At 68.7% G+C, this 26,236-nt stretch carries 18 protein-coding genes; 11 read left to right on the forward strand and 7 right to left on the reverse strand.

Annotation, left to right across the window (positions count from 1 at the left end):
* Nucleotides 1-82 precede the first annotated feature (82 nt).
* The 8 genes from LLH23_17825 (at nt 83) to LLH23_17860 (ending at nt 8,476) form a co-directional block, all read left to right on the forward strand.
* On the forward strand, nt 83-835 hold the full coding sequence (locus LLH23_17825) for an esterase family protein (GenBank protein ID MCE5240327.1): 753 nt from the start codon (nt 83-85) through the stop codon (nt 833-835).
* A 124-nt stretch (nt 836-959) separates the two neighbouring features.
* Entirely contained in the window at nt 960-2,606 is a 1,647-nt protein-coding gene (locus LLH23_17830; GenBank protein MCE5240328.1) for an NAD+ synthase, read from the forward strand.
* A gap of 217 nt (nt 2,607-2,823) precedes the next feature.
* Nucleotides 2,824-3,576 (forward strand): (Fe-S)-binding protein, encoded by a 753-nt coding sequence (locus LLH23_17835; GenBank protein ID MCE5240329.1) that lies wholly within the window; start codon nt 2,824-2,826, stop codon nt 3,574-3,576.
* 112 nt (nt 3,577-3,688) lie between these two features.
* The gene (locus tag LLH23_17840) at nt 3,689-5,068 is read left to right on the forward strand and encodes a lactate utilization protein (GenBank protein ID MCE5240330.1); all 1,380 of its coding nucleotides are present in this window, start codon (nt 3,689-3,691) and stop codon (nt 5,066-5,068) included.
* 161 nt (nt 5,069-5,229) lie between these two features.
* Complete coding sequence (locus LLH23_17845; GenBank protein MCE5240331.1) at nt 5,230-5,829, forward strand: lactate utilization protein; 600 nt, start codon at nt 5,230-5,232, stop codon at nt 5,827-5,829.
* Between the two features lie 11 nt (nt 5,830-5,840).
* Nucleotides 5,841-6,557: a ThuA domain-containing protein gene (locus LLH23_17850; GenBank protein MCE5240332.1), complete on the forward strand. Its 717-nt coding sequence runs from the start codon at nt 5,841-5,843 to the stop codon at nt 6,555-6,557.
* Between the two features lie 122 nt (nt 6,558-6,679).
* The gene (locus LLH23_17855; GenBank protein ID MCE5240333.1) at nt 6,680-7,705 is read left to right on the forward strand and encodes a Gfo/Idh/MocA family oxidoreductase; all 1,026 of its coding nucleotides are present in this window, start codon (nt 6,680-6,682) and stop codon (nt 7,703-7,705) included.
* 15 nt (nt 7,706-7,720) lie between these two features.
* Nucleotides 7,721-8,476 carry a class I SAM-dependent methyltransferase gene (locus LLH23_17860; protein ID MCE5240334.1) on the forward strand — a complete coding sequence of 252 codons (756 nt, stop codon included), beginning with the start codon at nt 7,721-7,723 and terminating at the stop codon, nt 8,474-8,476.
* Here the strand turns inward: LLH23_17860 and LLH23_17865 are convergent.
* From LLH23_17865 to LLH23_17895, 7 genes are read right to left on the reverse strand one after another with little or no spacing between them, the layout of a single operon-like run.
* Nucleotides 8,473-9,465 carry an endonuclease/exonuclease/phosphatase family protein gene (locus LLH23_17865; protein ID MCE5240335.1) on the reverse strand — a complete coding sequence of 331 codons (993 nt, stop codon included), beginning with the start codon at nt 9,463-9,465 and terminating at the stop codon, nt 8,473-8,475. The genes LLH23_17860 and LLH23_17865 overlap by 4 nt on opposite strands.
* Complete coding sequence (locus tag LLH23_17870) at nt 9,462-10,313, reverse strand: alpha/beta hydrolase (protein MCE5240336.1); 852 nt, start codon at nt 10,311-10,313, stop codon at nt 9,462-9,464. The genes LLH23_17865 and LLH23_17870 overlap by 4 nt, the downstream gene beginning before the upstream one ends.
* A 36-nt stretch (nt 10,314-10,349) precedes the next feature.
* A complete protein-coding gene (locus LLH23_17875) occupies nt 10,350-11,453 on the reverse strand; it encodes a hypothetical protein (protein MCE5240337.1) in 1,104 nt (367 codons plus the stop codon).
* A 55-nt stretch (nt 11,454-11,508) separates the two neighbouring features.
* A complete protein-coding gene (locus tag LLH23_17880) occupies nt 11,509-12,921 on the reverse strand; it encodes a trimethylamine methyltransferase family protein (GenBank protein ID MCE5240338.1) in 1,413 nt (470 codons plus the stop codon).
* Nucleotides 12,918-14,990: a hypothetical protein gene (locus LLH23_17885; GenBank protein ID MCE5240339.1), complete on the reverse strand. Its 2,073-nt coding sequence runs from the start codon at nt 14,988-14,990 to the stop codon at nt 12,918-12,920. The genes LLH23_17880 and LLH23_17885 overlap by 4 nt, the downstream gene beginning before the upstream one ends.
* A gap of 2 nt (nt 14,991-14,992) precedes the next feature.
* Nucleotides 14,993-15,943 carry an aldo/keto reductase gene (locus LLH23_17890; GenBank protein ID MCE5240340.1) on the reverse strand — a complete coding sequence of 317 codons (951 nt, stop codon included), beginning with the start codon at nt 15,941-15,943 and terminating at the stop codon, nt 14,993-14,995.
* Complete coding sequence (locus tag LLH23_17895) at nt 15,940-18,471, reverse strand: right-handed parallel beta-helix repeat-containing protein (protein MCE5240341.1); 2,532 nt, start codon at nt 18,469-18,471, stop codon at nt 15,940-15,942. The genes LLH23_17890 and LLH23_17895 overlap by 4 nt, the downstream gene beginning before the upstream one ends.
* A 136-nt stretch (nt 18,472-18,607) precedes the next feature.
* Here LLH23_17895 and LLH23_17900 point away from each other — a divergent pair, with 136 nt between their 5' ends.
* Genes LLH23_17900 through LLH23_17910 form a run of 3 tightly spaced genes read left to right on the forward strand, consistent with a single transcriptional unit; the run spans nt 18,608 to nt 26,215 of the window.
* Complete coding sequence (locus tag LLH23_17900; GenBank protein ID MCE5240342.1) at nt 18,608-21,562, forward strand: hypothetical protein; 2,955 nt, start codon at nt 18,608-18,610, stop codon at nt 21,560-21,562.
* 6 nt (nt 21,563-21,568) lie between these two features.
* Complete coding sequence (locus tag LLH23_17905; GenBank protein MCE5240343.1) at nt 21,569-24,739, forward strand: heparinase II/III family protein; 3,171 nt, start codon at nt 21,569-21,571, stop codon at nt 24,737-24,739.
* A 12-nt stretch (nt 24,740-24,751) separates the two neighbouring features.
* Nucleotides 24,752-26,215 carry a sulfatase-like hydrolase/transferase gene (locus tag LLH23_17910; GenBank protein MCE5240344.1) on the forward strand — a complete coding sequence of 488 codons (1,464 nt, stop codon included), beginning with the start codon at nt 24,752-24,754 and terminating at the stop codon, nt 26,213-26,215.
* The last annotated feature ends 21 nt before the right edge of the window (nt 26,216-26,236 follow it).

Raw genomic sequence — 26,236 nt, forward strand, 5'->3', positions numbered from 1 at the left:
CCCCTCGATACCGAGAGGCAAAGGTCGCGGCGAACGGGAAGGCGAACAGTCTGACCTCACTGTTGCATAGGAGTGTGCCTCGATGGCCTTGGTGAACATCAACTACTGGTCTCCGTCACTGGTCAAGGAGACCGCCTGCCATGTGCTGCTGCCGGACCGGCAGACGCAGAAGGGGCCCTACCCGGTCTTCTACCTGCTGCACGGGCTGTCGGATGACTACACGGCGTGGCAGCGCTGGACGAGCATCGAGCGCTACGCGCGCGAGCTGCCGCTCATCATCGTCATGCCCGACGGCCACCGCAGCTTCTACTGTGACGCCACCTCCGGCTACGCCCACGAGGCCGCCATCGTCAAGGACCTGATCGGCTTCATGGACACCCACTTCCGCACCATCAAGTCCGGTCGGGGCCGGGCCATCGGCGGGCTGTCCATGGGCGGGTACGGGGCGATGAAGCTGGGCCTCAAGCACTCGGACAAGTTCTGCTCGGTCTCGGCGCACTCGGGCGTGTACCTGCACGTCAAGGAGCGCTGGTGGGAGCGGCCGGACAACTGGGTGCCCGAGCTGGCGCGCATCTACGGCACCGAGAAGGCCTGTGCGGCCAACGACCCATTCGCGCTGGCCGCGAAGCTCGACCCGGCCAGGGCGCCGGCCATCTGGATGGACTGCGGCACGGAGGACGGGCTGCTGCGCGACAACCGCGAGCTGCACGCCCACCTGAAGAAGCTGAAGATCAAGCACGACTACCACGAGTTCCCCGGCACCCACAACTGGGCATACTGGGACGAACACGTCCAGCAAGCCCTGGCGTTCCACCGCAAGGCGCTCGGAATATGAGGCACATGATGAACGATGAGTGATGAATGCAGAGCGCTCGTGATGCGGCATCCCGTCGGCGCGGCCTCCAGCCTCAGTACACATTCATCGTTCATCATTCCGCATTCATCGTTCGGAGGCATCCATGCGTATCACCATCGCCCAGCTCAACCCCATCGTGGGCGATATCAACGGCAACCTGAAGCGGGCCCTCGAGACCCTCGCCGAGGCCGACCGGGCGGGCGCTGACCTGGTTGTGTTCACCGAGCTGTTCCTGATCGGCTACCCGCCGCGCGATCTGCTGGGCCGCTGCTGGATCATCGAGCGCCTGGAGGCGGCGGTGCAGGAGCTGGCCGAGGCCTCGCGGGCCTACCCGAACCTGGGGACCATCGTGGGCGTGCCGCGGGCGACCGGGCGCGACACCGGGCACGGGCTGTACAACAGCGCGGTGCTCATTCAGGGCGGGCAGGTCCTCGGCGCGGTGAACAAGTCCCTGCTGCCGACGTACGACGTGTTCGACGAGGATCGCTACTTCGACCGGCACAATGGCGTGGCGCCGCTGCCGTTCAAGGGCGAGCGACTCGGCATCCATATCTGTGAGGACGCCTGGAACGACCCGGAGCTGTGGCCCCGCCAGCGCATGTACGACCACGATCCGGTGGAGGAGCTGGCCGCCCAGGGCGCCACGATCCTCATCAACATCTCGGCCTCGCCGTATAGCCGGGGCAAGGAGCAGGTGCGCTACCGCCTCATCAGCCGCCATGCCCAGCGCCACGGACTGCCCTTTGTCTATGCCAACCAGGTCGGGGGCAATGATGAGCTGATCTTCGACGGCCGCAGCTTCATCTTCAACGGCCAGGGGGAGCCGCTGGCGGTGCTGCCGGCGTTCGAGGAGCACGTGGTGACGGTGGACCTGCAGACCGCGTCGCCAGTGCCGTACGCACCGCAGGAGGAGATCGCCAGCGTCCACGACGCGCTGGTGCTGGGCATCCGCGACTACCTGCGCAAGTGCGGCTTCTCGCGGGCGATCATCGGGCTGTCGGGCGGCATTGACTCGGCGGTCACGGCCTGCCTGGCGACGGCGGCGCTGGGGCGCGACAATGTCCGCTGCCTGGCGATGCCCTCGCAGTACTCCTCGACCGGCAGCGTCGAGGATGCGCAGGCGCTGGCGCGGAACCTGGGGATCCAACTGGACCTGGCGCCCATCCAGCCGATCTTCGAGGCCTACCTGGGGACGCTGCGCGAGCTGTTCGCCGGCACGGCGCCGGGGCTGGCCGAGGAGAACGTGCAGGCTCGCATCCGCGGCAACCTGCTGATGGCGATGAGCAACAAGTACAGCTCGCTGGTCATCACCACCGGCAACAAGAGCGAGCTGGCGGTAGGCTACTGCACGCTGTATGGTGACATGTCCGGCGGCCTGGCGGCCATCTCGGATGTGCCCAAGACGATGGTGTACGAACTGGCGCGGTACATCAACCGCAAGCGGGAGATCATCCCCCTGGCCTCGATCACCAAGCCGCCGTCGGCCGAGCTGAAGCCCGACCAGCGCGACCAGGACACGCTGCCGCCGTACGAGACCCTCGACCAGATCGTGCAGTTGTATGTCGAGGAGGACTTCTGTGCAGCGGACATCATCGCGCAGGGCTTCGAGGAAGAGGTCGTGCGCTGGACGCTGCGAACCATAGACCGCAATGAGTACAAGCGCCGCCAGGCGGCGCCGGGGCTGAAGGTCACGAGCAAGGCCTTCGGCGTCGGGCGCCGGATGCCGGTGGCGGCGAGGATTGAGAACTGAGGGAGGGACGAACGGCGTCCTCACCCCTACCCCTCTCCCTCGCGCGATGAGACTGCGCTCCGGAGAGGGAAGGGTCGCTTGTCGCTCTGTGGCCTCAAAGCTACAGAGCGGTCGCATGAAGCTCCCCTCTCCGGAGCGCTCGGCTGTATCGAGCGCGAGGGAGAGGGGTAGGGGTGAGGAGAGAGTCAGTGCCGTCGACCGTGCCCACCACACGCCCATGCGAATCGCCCTGTTCGTTCCCTGTTTCGTAGACCAGTTTGCCCCGCAGGTGGCCCTGGCGGCCGCGCGCATACTGCAGCACCTCGGGCATGAGGTGATCGTGCCGCCCGGCCAGACCTGCTGCGGGCAGCCGACCTTCAACACCGGGTACTGGCCCGAGACCCGTCAGGTGGCCCGGCACTTCCTGCGGGTGTTCGCCGACCACGGGACCATCGTGGCCCCCTCGGGCGGCTGCGTGGGCATGGTGGCCAAGAACTACCCCTGGCTCTTCGAGGGACAGCCAGAGGAGGCGCGGGCGGTCGAGATGGCCGGCCGCGTGCATGAGTTCACCAGCTTCCTCGTAGACAACCTCGGCGTGACCGACCTGGGGGCGAAGCTGCAGACGGCGGTCACGCTGCACGACTCGTGCCACCCGCTGCGCGAGCTGGGCATCCGCGAGCAGCCGCGCGCGCTGCTGCGGGCAGTGGAGGGGCTCACGCTCGCGGAGATGCCGCAGTCGGACACCTGCTGTGGGTTCGGCGGGGCGTTCTCGGTGAAGTACCCGGAGATCTCCACGGCGATGGCCGACGAGAAGCTGGCCAACGCGCTGTCCACGCAGGCGGAGATCATCACGGGTGTGGAGAGCAGTTGCCTGCTGCACCTGCAGGGGCGCATAGACCGGCAACGGCACCCGATCAAGACGATGCACCTCGCGGAGTTGCTGGCGCGAGGGATGGGACTGGACCTCTCCCCCTCCCTGTCGCGCTCGTGAGCGAGCGTAGGAGGGGGTAGGACGCCGTTCGTCTAGGCTGCACGGCGTCCTACCCCCGCCGCTACGCGGCGACCCCTCCCTGCAGGGAGGGGTGACGGCAACGACTAACGACATGAACCCACGACAACGATTCGCAGAGAAACTGGCCGACCCCAAGCTCCGCCGCAACATGGCCGTGTCCATGGGCACGTCCCTCGGCCATCGCCTCGAGCGCATGGCGGAGGTGCCCGAGTGGGAGGCGCTGCGCGACGCGGCCCATGACCTCCGCCAGTATGGGCTGGCGCACCTGGGCGACTTGCTGGCACAGGCGGAGAGCCACCTCACCGCGCGCGGAGTGCGCGTGTTCTGGGCCGAGGATGCCGCCGCCGCCAACCAGTATGTCATTGACACCGCCCGGCGCCTCGGCGTGCAGAAGGTCGTCAAGGGCAAGACGATGACCTCGGAGGAGACGTACCTCAACGACGCCCTCCGCGCCGCGGGGCTGCAGCCGGTGGAGACCGACCTGGGCGAATACCTCGTGCAGCTCTCTGGCGAGCGGCCCACGCACATCACCGCCCCGGCGGTGCACATGTCGCGCCAGGACTGCGGGAAGCTGATCTGCACCGAACTGGGCCAGCCCTACACGGACGACCCGCGCGCACTGACGCTCATGGTGCGCGAGGCGCTCCGGCCCGAGTTCATCCAGTCGCAGCTCGGCGTGTCGGGCGGCAACTTCCTCGTGGCCGAGACCGGCACGCTGGTCATCTGCGACAACGAGGGCAACCAGGGGCTCGTGACGGCGCTGTCGGATGTGCACGTGGCCCTGGTGGGCATAGACAAGATCGTGCCGCGCCTGCAGGACCTGGGGCCGCTGCTGCGGCTGCTGGCGCGCAACTCCACGGGGCAGACGCTGACCGGCTACACGACGCTCATCAGCGGCCCGCGCCAGGCGACCGATGTGGACGGCCCGCGCGAGCTGCACATCATTCTGCTGGACAACGGGCGGACGAAGATGCTGGCCGACCCGATGGCGCGCGATGGCCTGACATGCATCCGCTGCGGGGTATGCTGCGGCATCTGCCCGATCTACTTCAAGGTGGGCGGGCACCCGTACTGGACCTACCCGGGCGCCACGGGGGCCGTGTGGGCGCCCTTCATCAGCGACGAGGACTGGGTCGAGGAGCTGCCGCACATCTGCTCGCTGTGCGGCGTCTGCGCCGAGGCCTGCCCGGTGAAGAACAAGCTATCGCGCGTGTTGCTGCAGTTGCGCACGCGGCCGCAGGGGCGGCGACGCTTCCCCTTGACCCAGCGGGTGGGGATACCGGGGCTGGGGCGACTGCTGGGCAGCCCGGCCCTGTACCGGCTGGCGGGGCGGCTGATGCGGCTGGGATGGCCGTGCCGCAAGCTGGCCGAGCGGATCGGCCCGATCGGCGGCTGGACGCACAGTCGCGAGCTGCCCACGCCGGGGAAGCGGACGTTCCAGGAGAGTTGGAGAGGTGGCAGACGAGGTTAGTTGGCGGGAAGCGAAGCTGAGCTGGAGAGGATGCAGAGGATGACGGCAAGGATGCTGAGGATGAAGGACTCGGCATTGTCGTCGCCATCATCCTCGCCATCCTTGCCTCCATCCTCTCTATCCTCCCAAGCCTAGCGCCAACGGCCACCATGTGAACGATCATGTCAGCACGAGACCATATCCTGCAACGCATTGCCGCCGCGCACGTCCCCGCCGGGCCGGCCCTGCCGCCGACGGTGCCGGTCGAGCCGGTCGCCGACCGGCTGGCCGTGTTCGCGTGCGAGTTGGAGAAGCTGGGCGGCGAGTTGGTGCTGGCCGATGGCACCGCCGAGGCCGCGGCGCGGCTGCGCGAGTTGGTGCCGGAGGCCGAGGCGCTGTGGTTCATCGCCGATCGGCCGCTGGCCGCTGAGGTAGCGTCGCATCTCGACGTCCGGCGCGCTCCGCAGGAGCGGATGGCCGACTGTCTGGCCTCCGTGACGGAGGCACAGTATGTCATCGCCGACACGGCCACCGTGGGGCTGCGCCTGGATGGCGGGCAGCCGCGGTCGTGCTATCTGCTGCCCGAGGTGTGCATCGTGGTGGCGCGGCGCGAGGGCATGCTGCTGACACTCGGCGACGCGCTGGCCGATCTGGCGCAGCGGGGCGGCCTGCCCACCGGCTTCGTCTTCGTGACCGGCCCCAGCCGCACCGCCGATATCGAGAAGACGGTCGTCATTCCGGCCCACGGCCCCAAGCGGCTGGTCGTGGCGCTACTGCCCTGAACGAGGTTGACATGGAACCCATCAAGACGCTGCTGCTGTCCGGCGCCAACAACCATGACTGGGCGCGGTCCACACCGTTCGTCAAGGAGCTGCTCGAGCACTCCGGACGGTTCGTCGTGACCGTGACGGAGGACCCCTCACCCTTGCTCGAGGACGCGGCAGCCCTGGCGGCGTATGACCTGATCTTCAGCGACTACTACGGCCCCGACTGGAGCGACGCAGCCCGCGCGAACTTCGAGCGAGCCGTCGCCGGCGGCGCTGACCTGGTCATCCTGCACGCGGCCGACAACGCCTTCAAGGGCTGGGTCGAGTATGAGAAGATGGTGGGTCTGCTGTGGCGCGAGGGGACCGGCCATGGCGACTTCCATGAGTTCCTGGTGCGCATCGTGGACCACGAGCACCCGATCACCGCGGGGCTGCAGGACTTCATGCAGTGGGACGAGCTGTACCACCAGCTCGTGCACATGCACGACGTGCCCGTGCAGGTGCTGGCCACGGCATACTCCAGCCCGGACATGCGCGGCACCGGCAACGATGAGCCGATGATGGCGGTCACGCAGTACGGCGAGGGCCGGGTGTTCCACATGGTGCTCGGGCACGTCTGGCCGGGCGACCCCAACGGGGATTACAAGGGCGCCAGCATGATCGCGTTCGAGAACCCGGCGTTCCAGCAGGCGCTCCTGCGCGGGTGCGAGTGGGCGGCGACGGGGACAGTGACACTGCCCTGACGCATGCGGGGCTGTAGGGCGGGGGCTCGTACCCCGCCCATGCCGTTCGGGTCGCGCCAGTCGGGGCGGGGTACAAACCCCCTGAGACCGCAAGCGGTCTCTAGGCCCTACAGGAGGCAGGCATGCACAAGGTCGGTCTCATCGGCATCGGGTCCATCGCCGAAGGCTATGGCAAGCCCGAAGACGCCAATAGCTACTGCCATATCGCCGGGATCATCCACAACGCGCGGGTCGAGCTGGCGGCGGTCGCCGACCTCGACCAGGCCCGGCGCGACAACTTCCGGACCAAGTGGGGTGCGCTGCTGCCGCCGGAGTATCGCGAGTATGGCAGCGCCGCCGACATGCTGGCGGCTGAGGCCCTCGACATCGTGGCCGTGTGCGTGCGCGGGCCGCATCACTTCGCCGTGATGCAAGAGGTCCTGCAGGCCGGGCCGCGCGCGGTGTTCCTCGAGAAGCCGCCGACGTGCTCGCTGGCGGAGATGGACGCGATGACGGCCCTGGCCCAGAGCCGGGGCATTCCCGTGATGGTGTCATACTCGCGCCACTGGGCCCCGCATGTGCTGCGACTGCAGGAGCTCGTGGCAGGCGGGCTGATCGGCGAGGTACAGCAGGTCGTGGGCTACTGCGGCCACAGCTTCCTGTCCTTCGCCAGCCACACGACCGACCTGATCTGCCAGTTCGCGGGCTACTGCCCGACCGCCGTATACGCGCGCGGGCATCTGCCCGAAGGGGACGTCCCCGAGGGCTACGAGCGCGAGCCCGCGGTGGACACCATGACCATCGAGTTCGCCAACGGCGTGCTGGGCACGCAGATTGGCGTGGGCGGCGAGCACGGCACCTTCTATTGCGATGTCATCGGCACAGAGGGGTTGGTACGGGCGGGCATCTACATCCCGCCCTTCGCCCGCACCAAGGAGGGCCCCGTGGACCTGGCGGCCCTGGGCATGCCCGAGGACGCCAGCGTGTTCACGGTGGCCTACGGGCAGATCGCCGACAGCCTCGACGGTGGCCCCCGGGCGCACTGCACCGATGGGGACTGGGTGGCGGTCCACGAGATCGGCTTCGCCGGGATCGAGAGCGTGCTGACCCACCAGCGCGTCGCGCTGCCGAACGCCAACCGGGAGCGGCGGATCTTCGCCAACGGATAGGGCCGGGGAGACGCGATGGACCCCCATGATGCCAACCAGGCCTTCTGGGATGCCGCGACCCCCTGGTGGCGGCAGAAGGAAGACGCGCGCGGGCTGTGGCAGCAGGCGCACCGGGAGCCCTCGCTGGTGTTCAGCGAGGCCGAGATGCCCTTCGTGGCCGACGTGGCGGGGCAGCAGGTGTGCGTCCTGGGCAGCGGCGACAATGAAGTCGCCTTCGCACTGGTGGGGCTGGGAGCGCGGGTCACGTCCGTGGACATCTCCGCGCGCCGGCTGGCGGTGGCCGCTGAGCGGGCGCGCTCGCTGGGTCTCGACCTCACCTTCGTCCAGGCCGACGTAGCCGACCTGGCCCCCCTGGCCGACGCCACGTTTGACCTCGTCTACCTCGGCGGGCACGTCACCGTGTGGCTGGCGGATCTGCGCCGAGCCATCGCGGAGGCCGTGCGCGTGCTGCGGCCCGACGGGCGGCTCGTCGTCAACGAGTATCATCCCATCCGCCGCATGTGGCTGGACGCCGACAGTGCTGAGCCACGCCACCGCTACCTGCACCGTGGCCCCTATGAGTACACCTCCGACGAGGGCCTACCCAGCTTTGAGTACCACTGGACCGTGGCCGACCACATCCAGGCGATGGTGGACGTGGGCTGCCGGATTGTGAAGGTGGACGAACACGGGGAGACGATCGAGGACGAGTTCTGGCAGCGGGCGCAGCTCGACAAACTGCCGGCCTACCTGCTGGTCGTGGGGCAGAAGGACGCGGGCGGGGCTGGTTAGCGCTGCGGCAGGAGAAGATCCGTGACGAGCAGGCGGTGGTCCGAGGCGAGGCCATCGGCGGTCCGGCAGCGCACCGGCGTTGCCCCCCCGGCGCACCAGACGTAGTCTATGCGGATCAGGGGGAAGCCGCGTGCATAGGTGAAGCCCCAGCCCCGCCCGGCCTGCGCGAAAGCATCGGTCGCCTCGGCGCGGAGGGCACGGTAGATGTCTGCGCGCGGCGGGGTGTTGAAGTCCCCACAGACGATCCGCGGCCCCTCTGTGCGGCGCAGCCAGTCCAGTACCACCTCGGTGCTGCGGTGCCGCGCTTCCTCGATCGGGCTGGGCTCTCCGCGGCTGACCACGTGGATGTGGCGCCTGATTCCCACCTGGTAGTGCACGTTCAGGACCGAGACGCGGCCCTGCGGCAGCTCGATCTGTGTGCTCAGGCCCCAGCGGGCGATCCGCGGGTTGCTCAGCGGGAACGCGCTCTGGCTCACGATGCGCCCCCGGGTGAGCGTCCAGCCCTCGTGGGCGTGGGCCGCCTGCGCGCCCGGCAGCGCCTGCGCAAACGCCGCCGCCTTCGCCTCCTGCAGGCAGACGATGTCCGGCTGCAGCCGGGCGAGGGTCTCCTGGATCTGCGGCAGGTGCCACGCCTCGCAGTGGACGTTCCAGGTCACGACGCGGACAAGGCGCGCCGGGTCGTGTCGGGGCGTGCGGTGCAGCAGCACCGGGGGCATGAGCAGCAGGATCGCCGTCAGTGTCAGCAGCGCATTGAGCGCTGCCAGGCGCCACTGCCGGGCCAGCAGGCACAGCACGGCCAGCACTGGCAGCGGCGCCAGGAGCGGTGGCTGCGGGCCGTGGATGAGCACGTAGGCCAGCAGCACACGCTCCGGCACGGCACGCTCCATCACCACCAGGAACGCCACGTAGGCCAGGCCCAGGACCGTCAGCGTGAGGCACAGCAGACGGGCCAGACGCGGCTGTCGGCGGGGGGCATCACTGTCGCTCATGGCGTGGGTGCAGGCCCTGAAGTGGAGATGAAGTCGAGTATCTTGGCCCAGTCCACCCCGCGCACCGGCGCATCGTGGTCACCGCCGGGGATCTCCTCGTACTGGACTCTGCGCCCGAGGGCCTGCAGCTTGGCGGCCAGTTGCCGCGTCCAGTCCACCGGAATGAGCGCGTCGGCCGACCCGTGGCAGAGCTGCACGGGCATCGTCAGCCGCTCGGCATGGCGCAAGGCGGAGCGGGCCTGCAGCTCCTGGCGCAGGTCGCGGCCGTCCATGGTGTAGTGAATGCGAATGGCGTCGGCGATGTTCCTCAAGGTGGCGTTGGCCCCCCCGCGGGCCACGGCCCAGTCATAGTACGCCGCGATGTCGGCCGCCGGGCAGCGGGCGATGACGCCGGCGAGCAGGTGCGGCTGGCGCGTGGCGAACACGAGGGCGGAGCTGCCGCCCATCGAGCCCCCCTGCAGATACACCGGCACGCCCGGCCAGCGTTGCTTGAGCACCCCGATCAGGTCCACCATCCCCGCCTCGCCCAGCGGCCCCATCCACGAGTTGCCCCCGTACCAGGCGCAGACGTAGACCCAGTTGCGGCGCAGGCACTCGCGCCGGAGCTTGCCGAAGGCGTCCTCGTAGATGCCCTCGGTCATCATCTGGGTCTCGTCGGAGTAGTGGCCGTGCAGGTTGATGAGAATGGCCTGCGCCGGGCCGGGCGGGTCCTGGACGAGATAGGGCCATTTGGAACCATCCAGGGCACAGTTGAAGGTCTCCCGCCGCGGCGGCGGGAGGGGGTCCGCGACCGTCGCGGTCAGCGTGCCCAGCAGCAGGAGTAGCAGCAACATCGGTAGTGGCGTCATGGGCTCCCTCGTCGTCGCTCTATCGCGATCCCTGTCTCAGATCGTCTGCGTGCCGCTGCGGCCGGCCGGCTGCGCGCCGACGAGCCGCCCGAAGGGGTTGTGCTCGGCGTAGAGCTGGAGCTTCAGGCGCAGCACACGCGCCAGCCAGTGACCCACGGGCGTCACGGGTCCCAACTCCGGCAGCGCGTCCTCGTCGCCGTCGAGCCACGACGCGAGTGCTGCCATGAAGCGCTCATACCACTTCCGGAAGGCACCGAAGTCGGGGTAGGCGTCCTCGCACTGCAGGATGGGGCGGTCGTCGTCCGGCGCGCCCTCTGCTGCAACGCGCCCGATGGCCAGGATCGTCTTCTCCAGGTGCCGGAAGGCCTTCGGGGCACACAAGTGCGAGTGCTCGATGTGCGCCAGAAGCGGGCCATCCCCCGCCTCGCGGATCTGCGCCGTCAGCTCACGCACCTCCGCGCAGCGCAACTCGGCGAAGTACGGATCGCCGAAGGGCGGGTTGCCGTAGCAGCCGTACTCGTGCGCATCGCCGCGCACGTCGCCCAGATAGGCGTCCAGGGCGAACTGGTCGCGGCCGTCGCCCGGCCAGATCAGCGTCTTGAGCCACCAGCGCTGCCGGTGGATGAGCCGGCGCACAAGCCACGCCCGGCGCGGCGTGCGCTCCCCAAGCGTCGTGTAGACCGCCGCGATGATCTCGGACCAACGCTTGCCCAGGTCGTCACGCCGGGCCAGCTCCGCCTCGGCCTCGGCCGGCGGCGCCCCCTCCAGCCAGGCGTCCAGACAGTAGATGTAGGTCGCGAGCAGGCGCTTGCGCTCGGGCGAGGCCGTGTAGTGGCTGATGACGAACTCCGGGCAGCGTTGCTCGCGGACCGCCCGGCAGAGGTCCAGAACGGGTCCCGGGAAGCTGTAGTGCCCGCACATCGGCAGCTGCCCGATCATGCGGTCCACGACTTCCCGCGCCCACGCCGGCACGCCGCCCAGCGCCATCTCCTCCTCGAAGATGGCGCGCAGCTCCGCCGACGTGGGCACGTCGAACCCATGCTCGCGGCCCTCGTCCCAGCCCGCATCCGCTGGCGTGCAGGACCAGCAACGACTCGTGACGCTGCCCTCGTAGGCTTCCCGGCTCCATGCGGTGCCCATGGCTGGTCTCCCCGGTGCGGCGCCCGTCATGGACGCGCGCCCGAACCGTGCGGCCTCACAGCAGTTCCGCTCGTGCCCGCCCCAGCACATCCTCCAGCGCCCGCAGCACCTCCGGCGGATGCGGCGCCGGCTCGTACGCCGCCACGTAGCCCTCGACGTCCGCGTGCGCCTGGTCGAGCACCTGCTGCTCCGTCTTCGTGTCAATTGCCCGCTGGAAGTACCGCGGGTCCCAGGCCTCGTCGCGATAGCGGGTCAGCGTGTGGTCGTCGGCCAGGAAGTTGCCGCCCTGGTCGAGGATGCCCCGGCGCAGGCGCTCGACGACATCATCCCCGTCGGTCGCGACCGGCCTCTGCCAGAGATGCTCGAACCCCTCGAGGATCTCGAAGTCCAGCAGGAACTGCTCGGGGCAGTGGACCGAGCCGTTGTCCAGCGTGCCGTGGCCGGGGTAGCTCAGGGCGTGGTCGTCCACGAACTGGGCATAGCCGATGCCCTTGAGCAGCTTCTCGAAGACGGCCTGCAGGCCGGGGCGCTTGGCCGAGACGTACGTGCGCCCCCCCACGAACGCGCCGCCGCCGAAGTGGCGGTCCATGAGCTGCACGATGCCCGCGTCCACCTGGACCGTCTGGGGCGAGGAGGAGGTGATGTGGCAGGCGCGCATGTCCATGGCCGTGGAGGCGATCCAGCCCTTCAGCGGGGCCTCGGGGTCCAGGATCATCGAGAGGATCAGGCCGCCGACGGTTTCCGCCGTGCCCAGCACGATGCTGCCCCAGGTGTCCACGGGGCCGCTGCCGCCCAGGCAGGGCATGGGGGTGATCATGCTCGTGGCGTGGTACTGCGCGCGGCGGAGCATCGTCTCGCAGGTGCGGTGTTCCAGCCGCAGCGGCGGGTTGACGCAGTTGCACACGCCCAGGAAAGCGACTGGATCGTGACCGAGAATCGCGCCCGCCTCGTACAGGAACGGGATGGCCTCGGGATAGGTCGTGTCCACCCCGCCCAGGCGCTTGTCGGTGAGGCGGGCCATGAGCAGGACGCTGTCGAGCTGCTCGATGGCAGGCGGCACGTCCACGCGCGAGAGCGGGAGTGTGATGCCGCTGATGCAGGGCGCGGCGTGAGCGAACTTCATCAGCCACGCCAGGTTCCCCCGCGTCCCACCCTCGACGCGGTTCGCGGCATAGTTGAACAGCTTGGGCGTGATGTTGCCGAGACCGACGCGCAGCTCGTGCCGCGGGTGAATGAGAGCGGGCTGCGTGGCCGCCGGCGGGTACTGCTCCTGGAGGCGCTGCTTCAGGTCGTCTATCTGCTCGTCGGCGAACAGCACCCGCCCCTGCGCTGACTCACGGCAGCCGGCCGCCAGGGCCATCTCGTGCAGGCGCGGGTGGCCGACGTGGTAGCCGATCTCGCGCAGCGTTCGCCGCACCTGGTCGGCCAGGAGCGCGAACTGGTCATCGGTGAAGAGGGGCGTGGTCATGGCGCCACCGGCACGATCTTGGCGACCGCCACGCCGTCTCCGTCGGCGACTGCACTCACGCCCTGGTCGCGGAGGGCCTCGGCCGTCATGGTCGTGACGGCGCCCCCACACTTGATCTCATAGTGGTCGGCAGCGGCAAGGTCGAAGTCGGCGACATCCAGCCGGCAGGACAGCGTCCGGTTCTCGGCCGACAGGTTCCCCAGCACCAGCAAGGCCTCTTCGGGGCGATGATAGATCGCCGCCGCCGTGTCATCATCGCCCGGTTGCAGCTTCGCCCAGCGCGGGTCGGCGAACCTGAACTGGGTCAGGTCGCGGTGTGTCAGCGGGGCGAACATCTCCAGGCCCAGGTCGTCCACCGGCCACGGCGGCGACTGCGTCAGCACCGAGCGCATGGTCATCTGCCGGTGCGCGCGCTCGGGGCCGTCCTTCTCCAGGCAGCCGTAGCCGATGACGCCACGCGCGCGGTGGCCCATGAAGCTCCATTCCAGCGGCAGGTCCTCCAGGGCCGGCGCGCCGGTGCGCAGCTTCGCATAGCCCCACTCCATCGCCACGATGGAGTCGGCGTAGTTCTCGGTGGCGGCCATCGGGACCATGGTGTTGTGGATGATCATCAGGCCCTCGGGGCCGACGCGGCGGCGCGTCCAGGCGACGAGGTCCAGCAGCTCCTCCATGTCCCAGTGCCCCAGCGGGCCCTGCGCCCAGTCGCCGATCCCCGGCGTCAGCGGGTCGCTCTCATGCCCTGGCACGTGGCGGGTGTTGGCGCAGTACAGCGACACGTTCCAGTCGTAGTACGTGCCGTCGAGCGCGTGGTGTGACAGGACCTTGTCAATGTACGCCTTGTGGAAGTCGAGCCAGCCGGAGCGCAGGCACATCTGCGCTCCGTACTCGTCTCCCGAGTAGGCGTTGTGGAGCTGCTCGTAGGTGTCGTCGGGCAGGCGCGCCCAGTCGGCGCCGTGCTGCTGGTAGGCGTCCACCGTGGGGTGCAGCTCCTTGTTGGAGAAGTATGTGGCGACGCGGATGCCGCAGTCATGGCAGTCGGCGATGACGCGGTCGTACTCGGCCATGTCCTCAGGGCCGAAGGGCGGGTAGGAGCCGTCGCGCCAGAAGAGGCCGTCACGATGCGAGTCGCCATCATGGTGGAAGTGGATGCTGCCGATGCCGCTGTCGGCCCAGCCGTGGATCTGCTCGCGCGTCGGCCAGTGCTTGCGCTGGAAGGCGCGGTGCAGGAAGAGGCGGTTGGCGCGACCGGTGAGGATGGGGACGCCGATGAAGAAGCGGAAGTCGTACTCACCCGAGAGCATCACGCCACCGCGGCCGATGGCCAGCGGGCAGATGCTCAGGCCCACGCCCGGCGGGTTGGTCTGCGGGGCCAGGTGCATGGCGCCGTGGCCCGGCGAGCCGGCGAGCTGGTAGTCCCACTGCGACAGGTCCGAGCCGACGAACCACTCGATGCCCTCACGGCCGGGATCGGCGCAGCAGACATAGCGGGGCACGTGGCGGCTCTCCACGGGGCAGTCGAAGGCCGCGCCGGGGGTGAAGCGGCCCCACTGGCAGACGCCGAAGGCGCCGCTCCAGGTGGAGACCTCGGCGGCCGCGCCGGGGCGGAACCCATAGTGGCACAGCTCGGGCTGGAGCGTCCACGAGTGGGTGCAGACGCGGCTGACGCGCGTGGCTTGCGGGAAGCTCAGGCGCTTGTCTGCGCGGACATGGCCCCAGCGGTGCAGGTAGACATGTCGGTAGGCGATCCCGCAGTCGCGGCCGTCGGCATCGCGCAGGAGGCCCTCGAAGGTGAGTTGCAGGTCATCGCCCTGGCGCTCGGCGGTGAGCTTGGTCTGCGTGTCGTGGCGCTCGCTGTAGGCGCCGCCGCCATGCAGAGTCACGTCGCCGGCGCAATCGCCGAGCAGCAGGTTGCGGCTGCTGCCGTGATGGTAGACGACGGCGGTGATTGCCCCGCCGTGGTCGAGGCTGTGGGTGATCGCGTAGAAGCGGTTGCGCACCGTGACGCTGCGCTGCGCCGCGTCCTCAATCAGTTCGTGGGCTTCGGGGTAGACACCGGTGACAGTGGCCATGGTCAGTCTCTCTTTTCGTGCTTGAAGATCGGCTCGATGGTCGCGATGGCGGACAGCAACGCCTGGCGCTCCGCCGCCGTGAGCGGCTGGTAGCGTTGCGCGAGGCGGACACACAGCTTGAACAGGCGGGCATCGCCGGGCGGGACGGTGGCAGTGATCGGCAGGCCGAGGGCGTAGCGGAGCAGCAGCCCGGCCAGCGCAGTGTCGTCCTGCGGAAGGTACCAGCACTTGGGGTACTTGCGGTGCTCGCCCTTGACGACAGGGCTCCAGGCGATGGCCTTCAGGCCCAGGCGCGCGATATGGCGGCGCTTCGCTTCCTCCAGCACTTGCCGCCCGAAGTCCCCCTGTTCCATGCAGACCGCGTTGAAGGGGAAGAGCACACTGTCGAACTGGAACGTGTTCATCGCCAGCAGGGCGGCCTCGACATGGTGGGCCGAGAACCCCAGGTAGCGCACCTTGCCCTCAGCCCGCGCCCGGGTGAAGGTCTCCATGGCCCCGCCGGGGCCGAAGACCTGCTCCACTTCCGCGATCTTCGTGAGACCGTGGAGCTGGTAGAGATCGAAGTGGTCGGTCTGCAGGACGCGGAGGGAGTTCTCCAGCTCGGCCCGCGCGCCGGCGGCATCGCGCCTGGTGGTCTTGCAGGCCAGGAAGGAGCGGTCGCGGTAGGGCTTCAGGGCCGGGCCGAGGCGATCCTGGGCGTTGCCGTAGGTCGGGGCGACATCGAAGTAGTTCACGCCGCGGTCCACGCCCCAGGCGACGATGTCGTTGGCCTGCTCCTGCTCGGTGTTCATGACGACGATGCCGCCCAGGCCGATGACCGAGAGGTCAAGGCCCGTCCCGCCGTAGGGGCGGCGGGCCAGGGGCGGCAGGGGTGAGGCGCTCCAGACTTCCTTGCTGGCCATGGCTCCCGCTCCCGCGACGAAGAGGTCTTCGAGGAAGGCGCGCCGTCTCATGGCCGTGCCCCCTCGGTGGGCCAGGGGCCGTTGCTGAAGTAGACCGGCGCGAGCTTGAGGATATGGCACTTGCAGCGCGGCACGCGGGCCAGGTCGAGCTTCTGGAAGCCCAGCTTGAAGGCCGGGGAGTCGGGCTTCAGAGTGTAATCATCCTGCGCCGGGTTGACGAATAGGGGGTCGGCGACGACGGAGCCCTGGTCGAGACCCCGCTCCTGCCACCCCTGCAGCGCCTTGCGCCAGCCCGCGGCCGGGTCATCGCCGCCGGAACACCAGTACAGGTTCGAGCCCATGCGGATGACTTCCGGGGTGAGCTTGCCGGCCGAGAAGAGCAGGGCCTTGGGATTGGCGAGGCTGAAGACGTTGCGTTCCAGCACGCAGCCCCGCTGGTTGTCCGCGAAGTTGCTGATGTGCCCGTTGGCCACCTGGCCGTCCACCAGGATGTTGTTGGTGACGAGGTTGTCCTTGCCGCCCTGGAACATGATGCCGCCATACTGCGCGCGGTAGCACAGGTTGTTCGTGACGGTATAGCCCCCGGCGAAGCTGTCGAGGTAGATGCTCCACGACAGGAAAGTCGGCTTGTCGGCCGTGGTGGAGTAGCCGATCGTGTCGCCGACGATGTTGCCGATGATCTTGCTGCCGCTGCGCTCATCACGCTTCTGCTGCGTGACCTCGATGCCGCCGGTGTCGTAGGTCTCCAGGTTGGTATTCAGCACCCGGTTGTACTCGATCACGTTCTCGAAGCCGGCCACCTTCATCGTGATGCCGTAGCGGGTCAGATCATGGACCACGTTCTCGGCCACGTGGTTGCGGCTCGCGCCGTTCTGCAGTGTGATGGCGCCGTTGTGCTTGTAGACCTGGCCGAGATGGTGAATGTGGTTGCCCGAGACCTCGGTGCCATTCGTGCCGTTGAGGTTGATCCCGCCCTCGGCGCTGTCGGTGATGTCGTTGCCGGTGAGCGAGTTCTCCTCGCCGGCTTCGAGGCAGACGGCGTCCTTGCCAATGTTGAGGAAGGCGCAGTCGCGGACCTCGCACTTCATCGGCGCCTTGAGGTAGATGACGCCGTTGAGGCCCATCCCGTAGCCGCGGCAGCCGTCCTCGAAGCTCCAGTCACCCCCCCGGAAGGTCAGCCGCTTGAAGCTCAGCCCGTAGACCATCTTGTCGCCGGGGACGGGCTTGTCGCCGATCGCCTCAATGATCCGCTCACAGGTCGGGGCCATGACTTCGGACTTGGCGCTGAAACCCGCGGGGGGCTTGAGATACAGCACACCCGCCGCGCGGTCGAGGTACCACTCGCCCGGGGCGTCCAGCGCGTCGCGGACATTCTCGACGAAGTAGCGGTCGCCACGGTGCAGGTCGGAGGAGCATTCGGGCCCCTTGAGGTAGACGTAGCGCTCCTCGGGGACGATCTTGTCTAGCCAGCAGATCTCCTTGAACGCCCGGCAGTTGCCGGTCTGGAAGATATGCACCTCGGCCTCGGGGGCCTGGGCCCACTCGGGCTTGAGGTCGCCGAGGCTGTAGGCGAACTTGTCCTTGTAGCCACGGCCGGAGGTGCTGACCTGCAGCTGCGGGCCGTTGTAGGCGACGAAGTTCTCGGCCTGGATCAGGAGCATGTGCTTGCCATCCGCGACCGGCGGCAGGTTCTCGTCCACGGGCTTCCAGTTTGGGTCATCAGACAGGACGTAGGCCTCCAGGTCCAGCCCGCCGCCCTTGAGGTTCTCCCAGCGGAGCTTGTGCGCGCCTGCGGTCAGCGTAAGCGTGGCGCACTTGCCCCAGCGCGAGGCCGCCCAGGTCGGGGTGTCGGGCAGGTCCACCAGGGGGATCTTCTCCCCGCCATCCACGCTGATCGCCGTGCGCCCATCCATCTTCTCGTTGCCGAAGGGCTTGTTCAGGGCGCCGTAGTACATCCAGAACGTGTACTCGCCCGCGGCCGGGACGTTGACGTTGTAGTCCATCCAGTCCCCGACGTTGTGGATGCAGCCCACAGCCACGCCGAAGGCGCTGTCGTCCTTGCCCACGTACGCGAAGCCCTTACGGTACGGGTCGGAGGGGTCGAAGTTGGGGGTGCGCGCACGGATCATGCGCTTGCCGTCCACGAAGAGCGAGCGGAAGTTCCACGTCCCGGCCTTCACCTCCGGCAGCGCCACGGACCAGACGCCGTTCGGTCCCGGCTTCAGGCCGGTGAGGAGCCGACCGCCGATGATCTGGGGCTTCTCCTGCTGATAGGCGGCGAAGGTGAGGCGGCTGTCCCCGGGCCCGAAGGCGAGGGTCTCGGGCAGGCAGTACTTGCCGGCGCGGATGTAGACGGTCGTCCACTCGGCCTGTGGCCCGGCCGGGCGCGACTGGCGGATGGCGTCGCGGGCGCCGACGAGCGTCGCGAAGGGTCCATCGGTCTTGGCGGCATTGGGGGTCGGAAGCTTGCCCGACCAGGCGTCGTTACCCGTGGGGGAGACGTAGTAGGCGGGGGCCGGAGCGGCGAGGGCCGCGGCCACAGACAGCAGCAGGACACACGGGACGAGCAGCAGTCGCATGCGGATCACCTCGGGACGGCGGCAGTGGAGAACGTTTCCGTATCGCCGCGGGCCGGACCTGCGCCGCAGGCAGGACTGACACGGGGGGCGGGGGAACCTGAAGTCACTTCGCCGCGCACATGCTGTGAGGTCCACCATGAGAACCCCTCTGGCGCTGCTCGCGCTCCTGGCCTGCGGTCTGGCCGCCGCTCAGGACCTGGTCGTCATCCCCCTCAAGCCCGATCCGCCCATTGCCGTGGACGGCAACCTGGACGAATGGGCCGGGGTGCCTAACGCCCTCGAGGTGCGCGGTAAGGAACATGCCACGCACAATGCCACCACCTGGATCGGCCCCGACGACCTGGGTGCGACCCTCCACCTGGCCTGGCGCCAGGAGGGCCTGTATCTGGCCGCCGAGGTGACCGATGATGTCGTGCTGCAGCAGCAGCGCGACGAGAAGCTCTACCAGGGCGACCACATCGAGTGGTTCATAGACCTGGCGCCCGATGCGGAGCCGGGGCGCGGCACGTTCGGGAAGGGTCAGTTCCAGCTCGCCTTCAGCCCCGGCAACTTCAAGCGCACCGGCGACCTGCTGGTGGACATCAAGCCCGAGGTGTACTGCTACCAGCCCAAGGGCCTGGACGTCTCGAGCGTCAAGTTCGCGGCCGTGCAGACGCCGCGCGGCTGGACCATGGAGGCGCTGGCGCCGTTCGCGCTGCTGGGGCTCAGCGGTCCTGCCGCGAACGTGCCGCTGAGCGTGCAGGTGGCGATCTCGGACTGCGACTCGACTGAGCCGGCGCAGGAGACGTACATGACGGTCTCCACGACGCCGTGGGTCTACAGTCGGAAGTCGCTGATGGCGGCGGTGCTGGGCGATGTGGCCGGGAAGGGCGCGCCGCCTCCGCAAGCCATCGTCCTGCGCCCCGCGCTGCAGATCAAGGCCGGGGGCGCCGAGGAGCTGACATTCCCCGCGCCCATTGTGCCGGCAGGCAAAGAAGCCTTCCTGTTCCTGAAGGCGCGCGTCATCAGCCCCAAGGTCGCCGGGTACACCTTCGCCCTGCGCACCTCAGTGAATGGTACGGTCCTGGGGGCCGACCGCGTCACCAACAAGCCGATCACCGTGGCCCTGCGCAGCGGCCGGCAGCACAACTTCATCACCCCCGACGGCACGACGTATGTGCCCTATGCGCCGGACTTCGAGGCGTATGACAAGCACGAGCAGTACGGCCCGGTCGAGAGCATCAAGACCCAGGAGTGGGAATTCCGTATCGGCGACCTGCTCAAGCCAGGGGACAACACGCTGCTGCTCAAGAGCCTCACCGACCCGGCCAGCACGCGCGACCTGGAGATCGTGGACCTGCAACTGCGCCTCAAGACCCCGCCGCCGCCCGCGGTGGCCAAGCGACCGGCCCCGACCGGGCCGCTGCCGGTGTACGAGCCTCGGCCGCCGGCCTCCCACGACTGGCACACGGAGATGACCGAGTCCACCGTCGCCTGGACCCTCGGCCCCGAACGCTTCGTGTGCGAGAGCCGCTTCTCGACGCCCAACGGCCAGTGGGTCACAGGCTCGAACAAGTACTTCGACCACAGCCGCGAGGTCGAACCGCGCGGCGAGTGGATCCTGGTGAAGGACACCTTCCGCAACCGCACCAACGAGCCGCTGCCGCTCATGCAGCGGCACACGGTCAACCTGCAGGGGAAGGTGAAGCGGGCCTGGTGTGCGGGCATCAGCCCCGCCTCGGGCAACATCACCATGATGGAGCCGGCCAACCCCACGAGCTTCGCCGTCACCGGCAAGAGCGGGGTCGGCCTGCTGCCACTGAATGACGAGTTCCAGGTGCATGTGATGAACTCGGCGCTCGACGGCGTGCTCGGCCTGGCAGACAACACGTATGTGCTCAAGCCCGGCGGGACGTACACGGCCGAGTGGGCCATCGTGCCGACCGACCGGCCGGATTTCTGGGACTTCGTGAACGCCTGCCGCCGCCTGCGCAACGTGAACTTCCCGCTGACGCAGATGTTCGCGTTCCTGTCGGCCAAGCCCGACGTGGAGCAGTGGAGCGACGAGAAGCTGGTGCAGTTCATCCGCAACAAGAGCGCCAACGTCGTCTGCGCCAGCATTGACTACCCGCGGTACAAGGGCAACTACGCGCACGGCACCGTCTTCCAGGCGCTCGACCTGTCCAACTACGCCCGGCACAACGAGCGCGTGCGGCGGCTGTGCCCGGAGGTGAAGACCCAGGTCTACTTCCACTGCTACATTGACGTGGGTGACGAGTCGCCGACGAAGTACGCGGACGCACGGACGCTGCTGGCCAACGGCGAGCAGGCGAACTACGGCAAACCGGCCGACCGGATCTTCCTGCCGACGCTGGACAACCAGTTCGGCCGGGACATCGGCAAGAACATTGACGCGATCTTCGACGTGTGCAAGGCCGATGGGGTGTACTGGGACGAGCTGGCCTACAGCGCCTACAAGTACCACTATGGCGAGCCGTGGGACGGCTGCAGCGGCGACATTGACCCGCAGACTGGCAAGCTGGTCCGCAAGAAGACCTCGGTGACACTCGCCAGCCAGCCGTTCCTGGTCTACAACATGAAGCGGATCATGGCGCGCGGGCCGCTGATGGCCAATGGTGCACCGCACACGCGCACCATGGCTGACTTGCACTACCAGACCTTCGTGGAGACCGCCTCGATCAGCAACTGCCTGCGGGCGGTCCTGTACAGCCCGGTGGCCCTGGGCGACCACATCAGCGAGCGCAAGGAGATTGACGCCTACCGCTGGATGACCAGCGCGCTCGACTTCGGCTGCCTGTATAGCTGGTATGCCGCCAGCGTCTGGGCCGACACCCCGACCCTCACGCAGCACATGTTCCCGACGACGCCGGTGGAGCTGCACGAGGGGTTCATCATCGGCCAAGAACGCATCGTAACCAACCGCAGCGGGCTGTTCGGCTGGGGCGACCAGAGCGCCCATGAGGTCCACGTCTTCAATGACGAGGGCCGGGAAGTGCCCGACTTCAAAGCGCCGACAGTCACACAGGACGGGAAGACCTACACCGAGCTGCGGATCGCGGAGGGTTGGACCGCCGCGATTGTGAGGAAGTGAAGCCTGATGCTCCCGCGCCTCTTCATCTGCCTGTGCATGCTCACGGTGACTGCCATGGCCCCCGCCCAGACCCGGTCGCTCGTGCCTGTAGACCAGGAGATCAGCCAGGCGGAGGTGCTGCGGCTGGTGGACCCGCGGGCTCCCGGTCTTGAGGAATTCGCCGCCGCGCTGCAGGCCAATGATCTGGCGCGGGCGCAGGGGCTGCTGGTGCGGCACTTCGCCACCCGCACCCGGCCCGTCATCCCCCCGGCGCAGGCCCCCGGCATCAGCGAGGGCAACTCGATGTGCGTGCTGGGCAAGACCTCGCCCGAGCAGGCGGCCCAGTGGCTCAAGCATGTCTTCACCGAGAGCAACAACGACCTCGGCAAGCAGGAGACGTACGACCTGGGCGCCGACATCCAGTGGCTCAAGAACCCCAGCGGGGGGCTGAGCTGGATGCTGTATGTCAACCAGCTCAACCACCTCAACTCCCTCGCCGGGCTGTACCGCGAGAACAAGGACGAGAAGCTGGCAGTAGAGGTCGGGGAGTCCGTGCGGCGGTGGTCGCAGCAAGTCCCCGCCTGGTACGGCTACACCAACAAGGGCGAGATCACCCCTTCGGGGATGGAGATGCGCAACCGCCTGAGCAACCTGCTCGCGGCGTATGACGTGGTGCGGGCTTCGCCGTCGCTCACGCCCGAGATGCACCTGGCCTTCTGGAAGGTGTTCATCGCCTCCGCGCGCGAGCTGATGAAGTATGACGGCGTCTCCTACCCCGGGCTCATCTACGCCGCGGTGCTGCTCCCGGAGTTCACCGAGGCCAAGACGTGGCTGAAGTCGGGGGAGGCGAACCTGCGGTTCGCGCTCATCAATCGCACCTCCCCCGAGGGGGCGTGGGATACGCAGTCCATCTCCTACCAGACTGTGCCGGTGCCGTGGTCGCTGCGCTGCCTGGAGTTCCTGCAGGCCAACCCGGAGAGCGGGGACTTCACGGCCATGGCGGGGATGGTCAAGACGCAGGTGGGGAAGCTGCTGGAGCTGATGCTGCGGCTCGCCATGCCCAACGGAGCGCTGCCGAACGTGGGCGACACGTACGGGCGGCCGGACTGGAGCGACGGGCACACGCGGCAGCTCCTCATCTCCTTTATCCACAGCCAGATGACGCCCGAGCAGCAGGCGAAGCTGAACGCGGTCGCCGACCCGTACGCACGGCTGCAGGCGGCGCTGGCGATGAGCGAGGGGGCGACGGGACCCGCCCCGGCGCGGTGCTCCCAGACCTTCCCCGGCTCGGGCTACACGGTCATGCGCAGCGGCTGGGAGCCGGACGAGGCCCGCTACCTGTACTTCGACCTCACCCCCCAGGGCATGGGGCACGCCCACAACGACGCCGGGCACTTCGACCTGTATGGCTACGGCAAGCCGTTGCTGGCGGACACGGGCGACTACTTTCTGGGTTGGGGCTATCGCGGGGCGTTGCACAACACGATCGAGGCGGATGGGCGCGACCAGGCGCGCGGCGCGGCGAAGGCGCCGATGCTGCCGTGCGACTGGGCCAGCACCGAGGGCTTCGACCTGGTCGAGGGCGCGCAGGGCGCGTATGGTGACCTCGGCGTCACCCACCGCCGCAAGATGATCTTCGTCAAGCGCGTGGGCGAGGCGCCGGACTACTTCGTGCTCTGCGACCAGCTCACCGGTGAGGGCAGCCACGTGTCCGAGCAGTTCTTCCACTTCGCCGGACGGACTCAGACGCAGGCCGCGACGGTGCAGCTCGACCCCCAGAGTCTCGTCGCCCGCTCGACGGAGGCGAACGTCGCCAACGTGGAGGTCATTCCGGCCGCAACGGAGGGCCTGACCGCGCAGATGGTGGCGGCGCAGGACACCGACATGAAGCCGGACGGCAAGTTCGAGCGCGCGGCCATGCTGGGATGGATGGTGACGAGCGGCTGCTTCCAGCGGGTGAAGGCGCCGGTGGTGGCGTACCGGCGCGAGGGGCCGCTGCCGCAGAGCTATGCCGACGTGCTCTTCCCCGTGCCCGCCCATGCCACGGCCGAGGTGCAGGTGGCCTCCCTGCCCGTGACCGAGGACGGCAAGGCAGTGACGGCGCACGAGGCCCTCGGGCTGCAGGTGGACTGGAAGATCACGCGGCCGAAGCATGCTGCCGACGAACTGACACCGAAACTGGGCACGAACCTGGCGCTGGGGAAGCCGGGCTTGGCCGAGGTGAGCCAGGGGCAGGTCGCCCCGACGTCGGCGCTGCTGACCGATGGCGACCTCGCACCCGAGAAGATCGGGGGGGCGCTCAGCTCGGGCCCGTACGCCCCGGGGGTGCTGTTGACGGGGCGGTTCACCGTGGACCTGGGGCAGGAGACGGAGGTCAACACGGTCGTCCTGCACCATGGCACCTGGAACGGCTCGACGACCCTCTATGCGGCCGAGAAGCTGAGCATCCAGGCATGGGACGGACAGGCGTGGAAGGACGCGCTGAACCAGAGGACGGAGTGGCGGGCGGGGAGCGTCAGCCAGACCGTCTTCGACCCGGTCCGCAGCACGCGGCTGAGCGTGGCGGTCGAGCGCGCCAGCGGCGGGCGGATTGCACTGCGCGAGTTCGAGGCCTACCGCATACCGGAGGCCGAAGTGCAGCGCGTCGCGGCGATGGCGCGAGAGACCGTGTCGCAGTCCGGCTCCGACCTCATCCTGATCTCCCACACGGGTGCGGCCACGCGGACGTATGGGCCGGTCACGCTGGACGGCGAGATGGCCATCGTCCGCCGGGACGCCGCCGGCAAGACGCTGCGGGTGGCGGTGCGTGAGGCGACGAGCCTCACCGGCGCGGGGCCCGCCTACCGCTGGCCCGACCGAGCGCCGTGCTGGACCGGGCAGACCCCGCCACCGGCCGGCCCGCCGGCGCGGGCGCCGCTAGTGATGAGCGACCTGCGGGTGCAGATGCAGCCGGCCCAGGAGGGCTTCGCCGCGGCCCAGCCCTCGGCGATCATCACCTGGACCACCAGTCGGCCGTGCCGGTCGCAGGTGTGCTTCCGGGAGGAGGGCGTGGGCCTGCGCCGCACGCCGCTGTCCGACCGGCTCGACACCCGGCACAGCGTCACCGCGTGGTTCCTGCGACCCGACCAGCCGTACGAGTTCCAGGCCGTGGCCATCGGGGAGGATGGCGCGCGCGCGACAGCCGCCGTCAAGCCCTGAGCGAGGAGCAACATGCCCCCACCCAATGTCCTGTTCATTCTCAGCGACGACCAGCGCTTCGACACGATCCACGCGCTGGGGCAGCCGCACATCCACACGCCGAACCTGGATGACCTGGCGAGCCGGGGCGTGGCCTTCAGCCGCAACTTCTGCACCACGCCCATCTGCACGCCCGCCCGGGCGGAGATCTTGACCGGGTGCAACTCCTTCACCAACCAGGTCCCGTGGTTCGGGATGCCCATCAACCCCGAGCTGACGCTGCTGCCGCAGGCCTTCGGGGCCGCCGGGTACCACACCATCCATGTGGGCAAGTGGCACAACGACGGCCACCCGCGCGACCGGGGGTATGACGTGACGCGGCGTGTGGGCTACATGGACAACCTGAACGACTACAGCACCTTCGGGCACATCATGCGGTTCCGCGAAGGCGACACGGAGGTGGAGGGGCACACCACCGAGCTGTTCACCGACGCGGCGCTGGAGGAACTCGCAGCCGCCCCCGGAGACCGGCCGTGGCTGTGCTACCTGTCCTACACCGCGCCGCACGACCCGCATGACAGCCCCGAGCCATTCGCCTCGATGTATGATCCCGAAGCGATGCCGCTGCTGCCCAACTTCATGCCCGAGCACCCCTTCGACAACGGGGACATGCTGATCCGCGACGAGTTGCTGGAGAACTGGCCCCGCGAGCAAGCCGCCATGCGGCGCTACCGGGCGCGGTACTATGGCATCATCGGCCACATGGACTACCACATCGGACGGCTGCTGGGGCACTTGCGGCTCACGGGACAACTGGACAACACCGTCATCGTGTTTACCGGCGACCAGGGGCTCGCCATCGGCAGCCACGGCCTGCTGGGCAAGGAGAGCATGTACGACCACAGCCTCGGATCGCCGCTGATCATCGCCGCAGGAGCGCGGGCTTGCCAGCCCGCAGACGGCCGGGGACTGCCCGCTGGCGGGCGGTCCGAGGCGCTCGTGCATCATGTGGACCTGTTCCCAACGCTGTGCGAGCTCACCGGTGTGCCCCGTCCGGCCAGCGCCGCGGATGGCTTCAGCCTCGTCCCGCTGATGCGCGGGGAAGTCGCGCGCGTGCGCGAGGAGGTCTTCTGCGAGTTCTATAGCCCCGAGGTCCACGGCGGGCCGATGCGGCACACGCAGCGGGCCGTGCGCACCGAGCGCTGGAAGCTGACGTGGTTCCCGCAGATCGGGCGCTACCAGCTCTTCGACCTGCGGCACGACCCGCACGAGTTGGTGGACCTGCTCGTGCCATGGCGGACGCGGCAGCGGGGCTACCTGGCCGAGGGGCTGAAGCTGTGGCAGGGGGAGAAGTGGTCGCCGCGCGACCTGCGGCCGGTCTACACACAGGCCGAGATCGCCGAGGTGGCGGCCGACTTGCACCGTCGCCTCATCGCCCACATGGAACGCAACGCCGACCCGGCGCTGGCCGAGCAGCGGCCGCCGTCACCGGTGTGACGCCGTCACGAGGAGAAGCCC

The organism is bacterium (assembly GCA_021372615.1).
Classification (GTDB): Bacteria; Armatimonadota; Zipacnadia; order Zipacnadales; family UBA11051; genus JAJFUB01.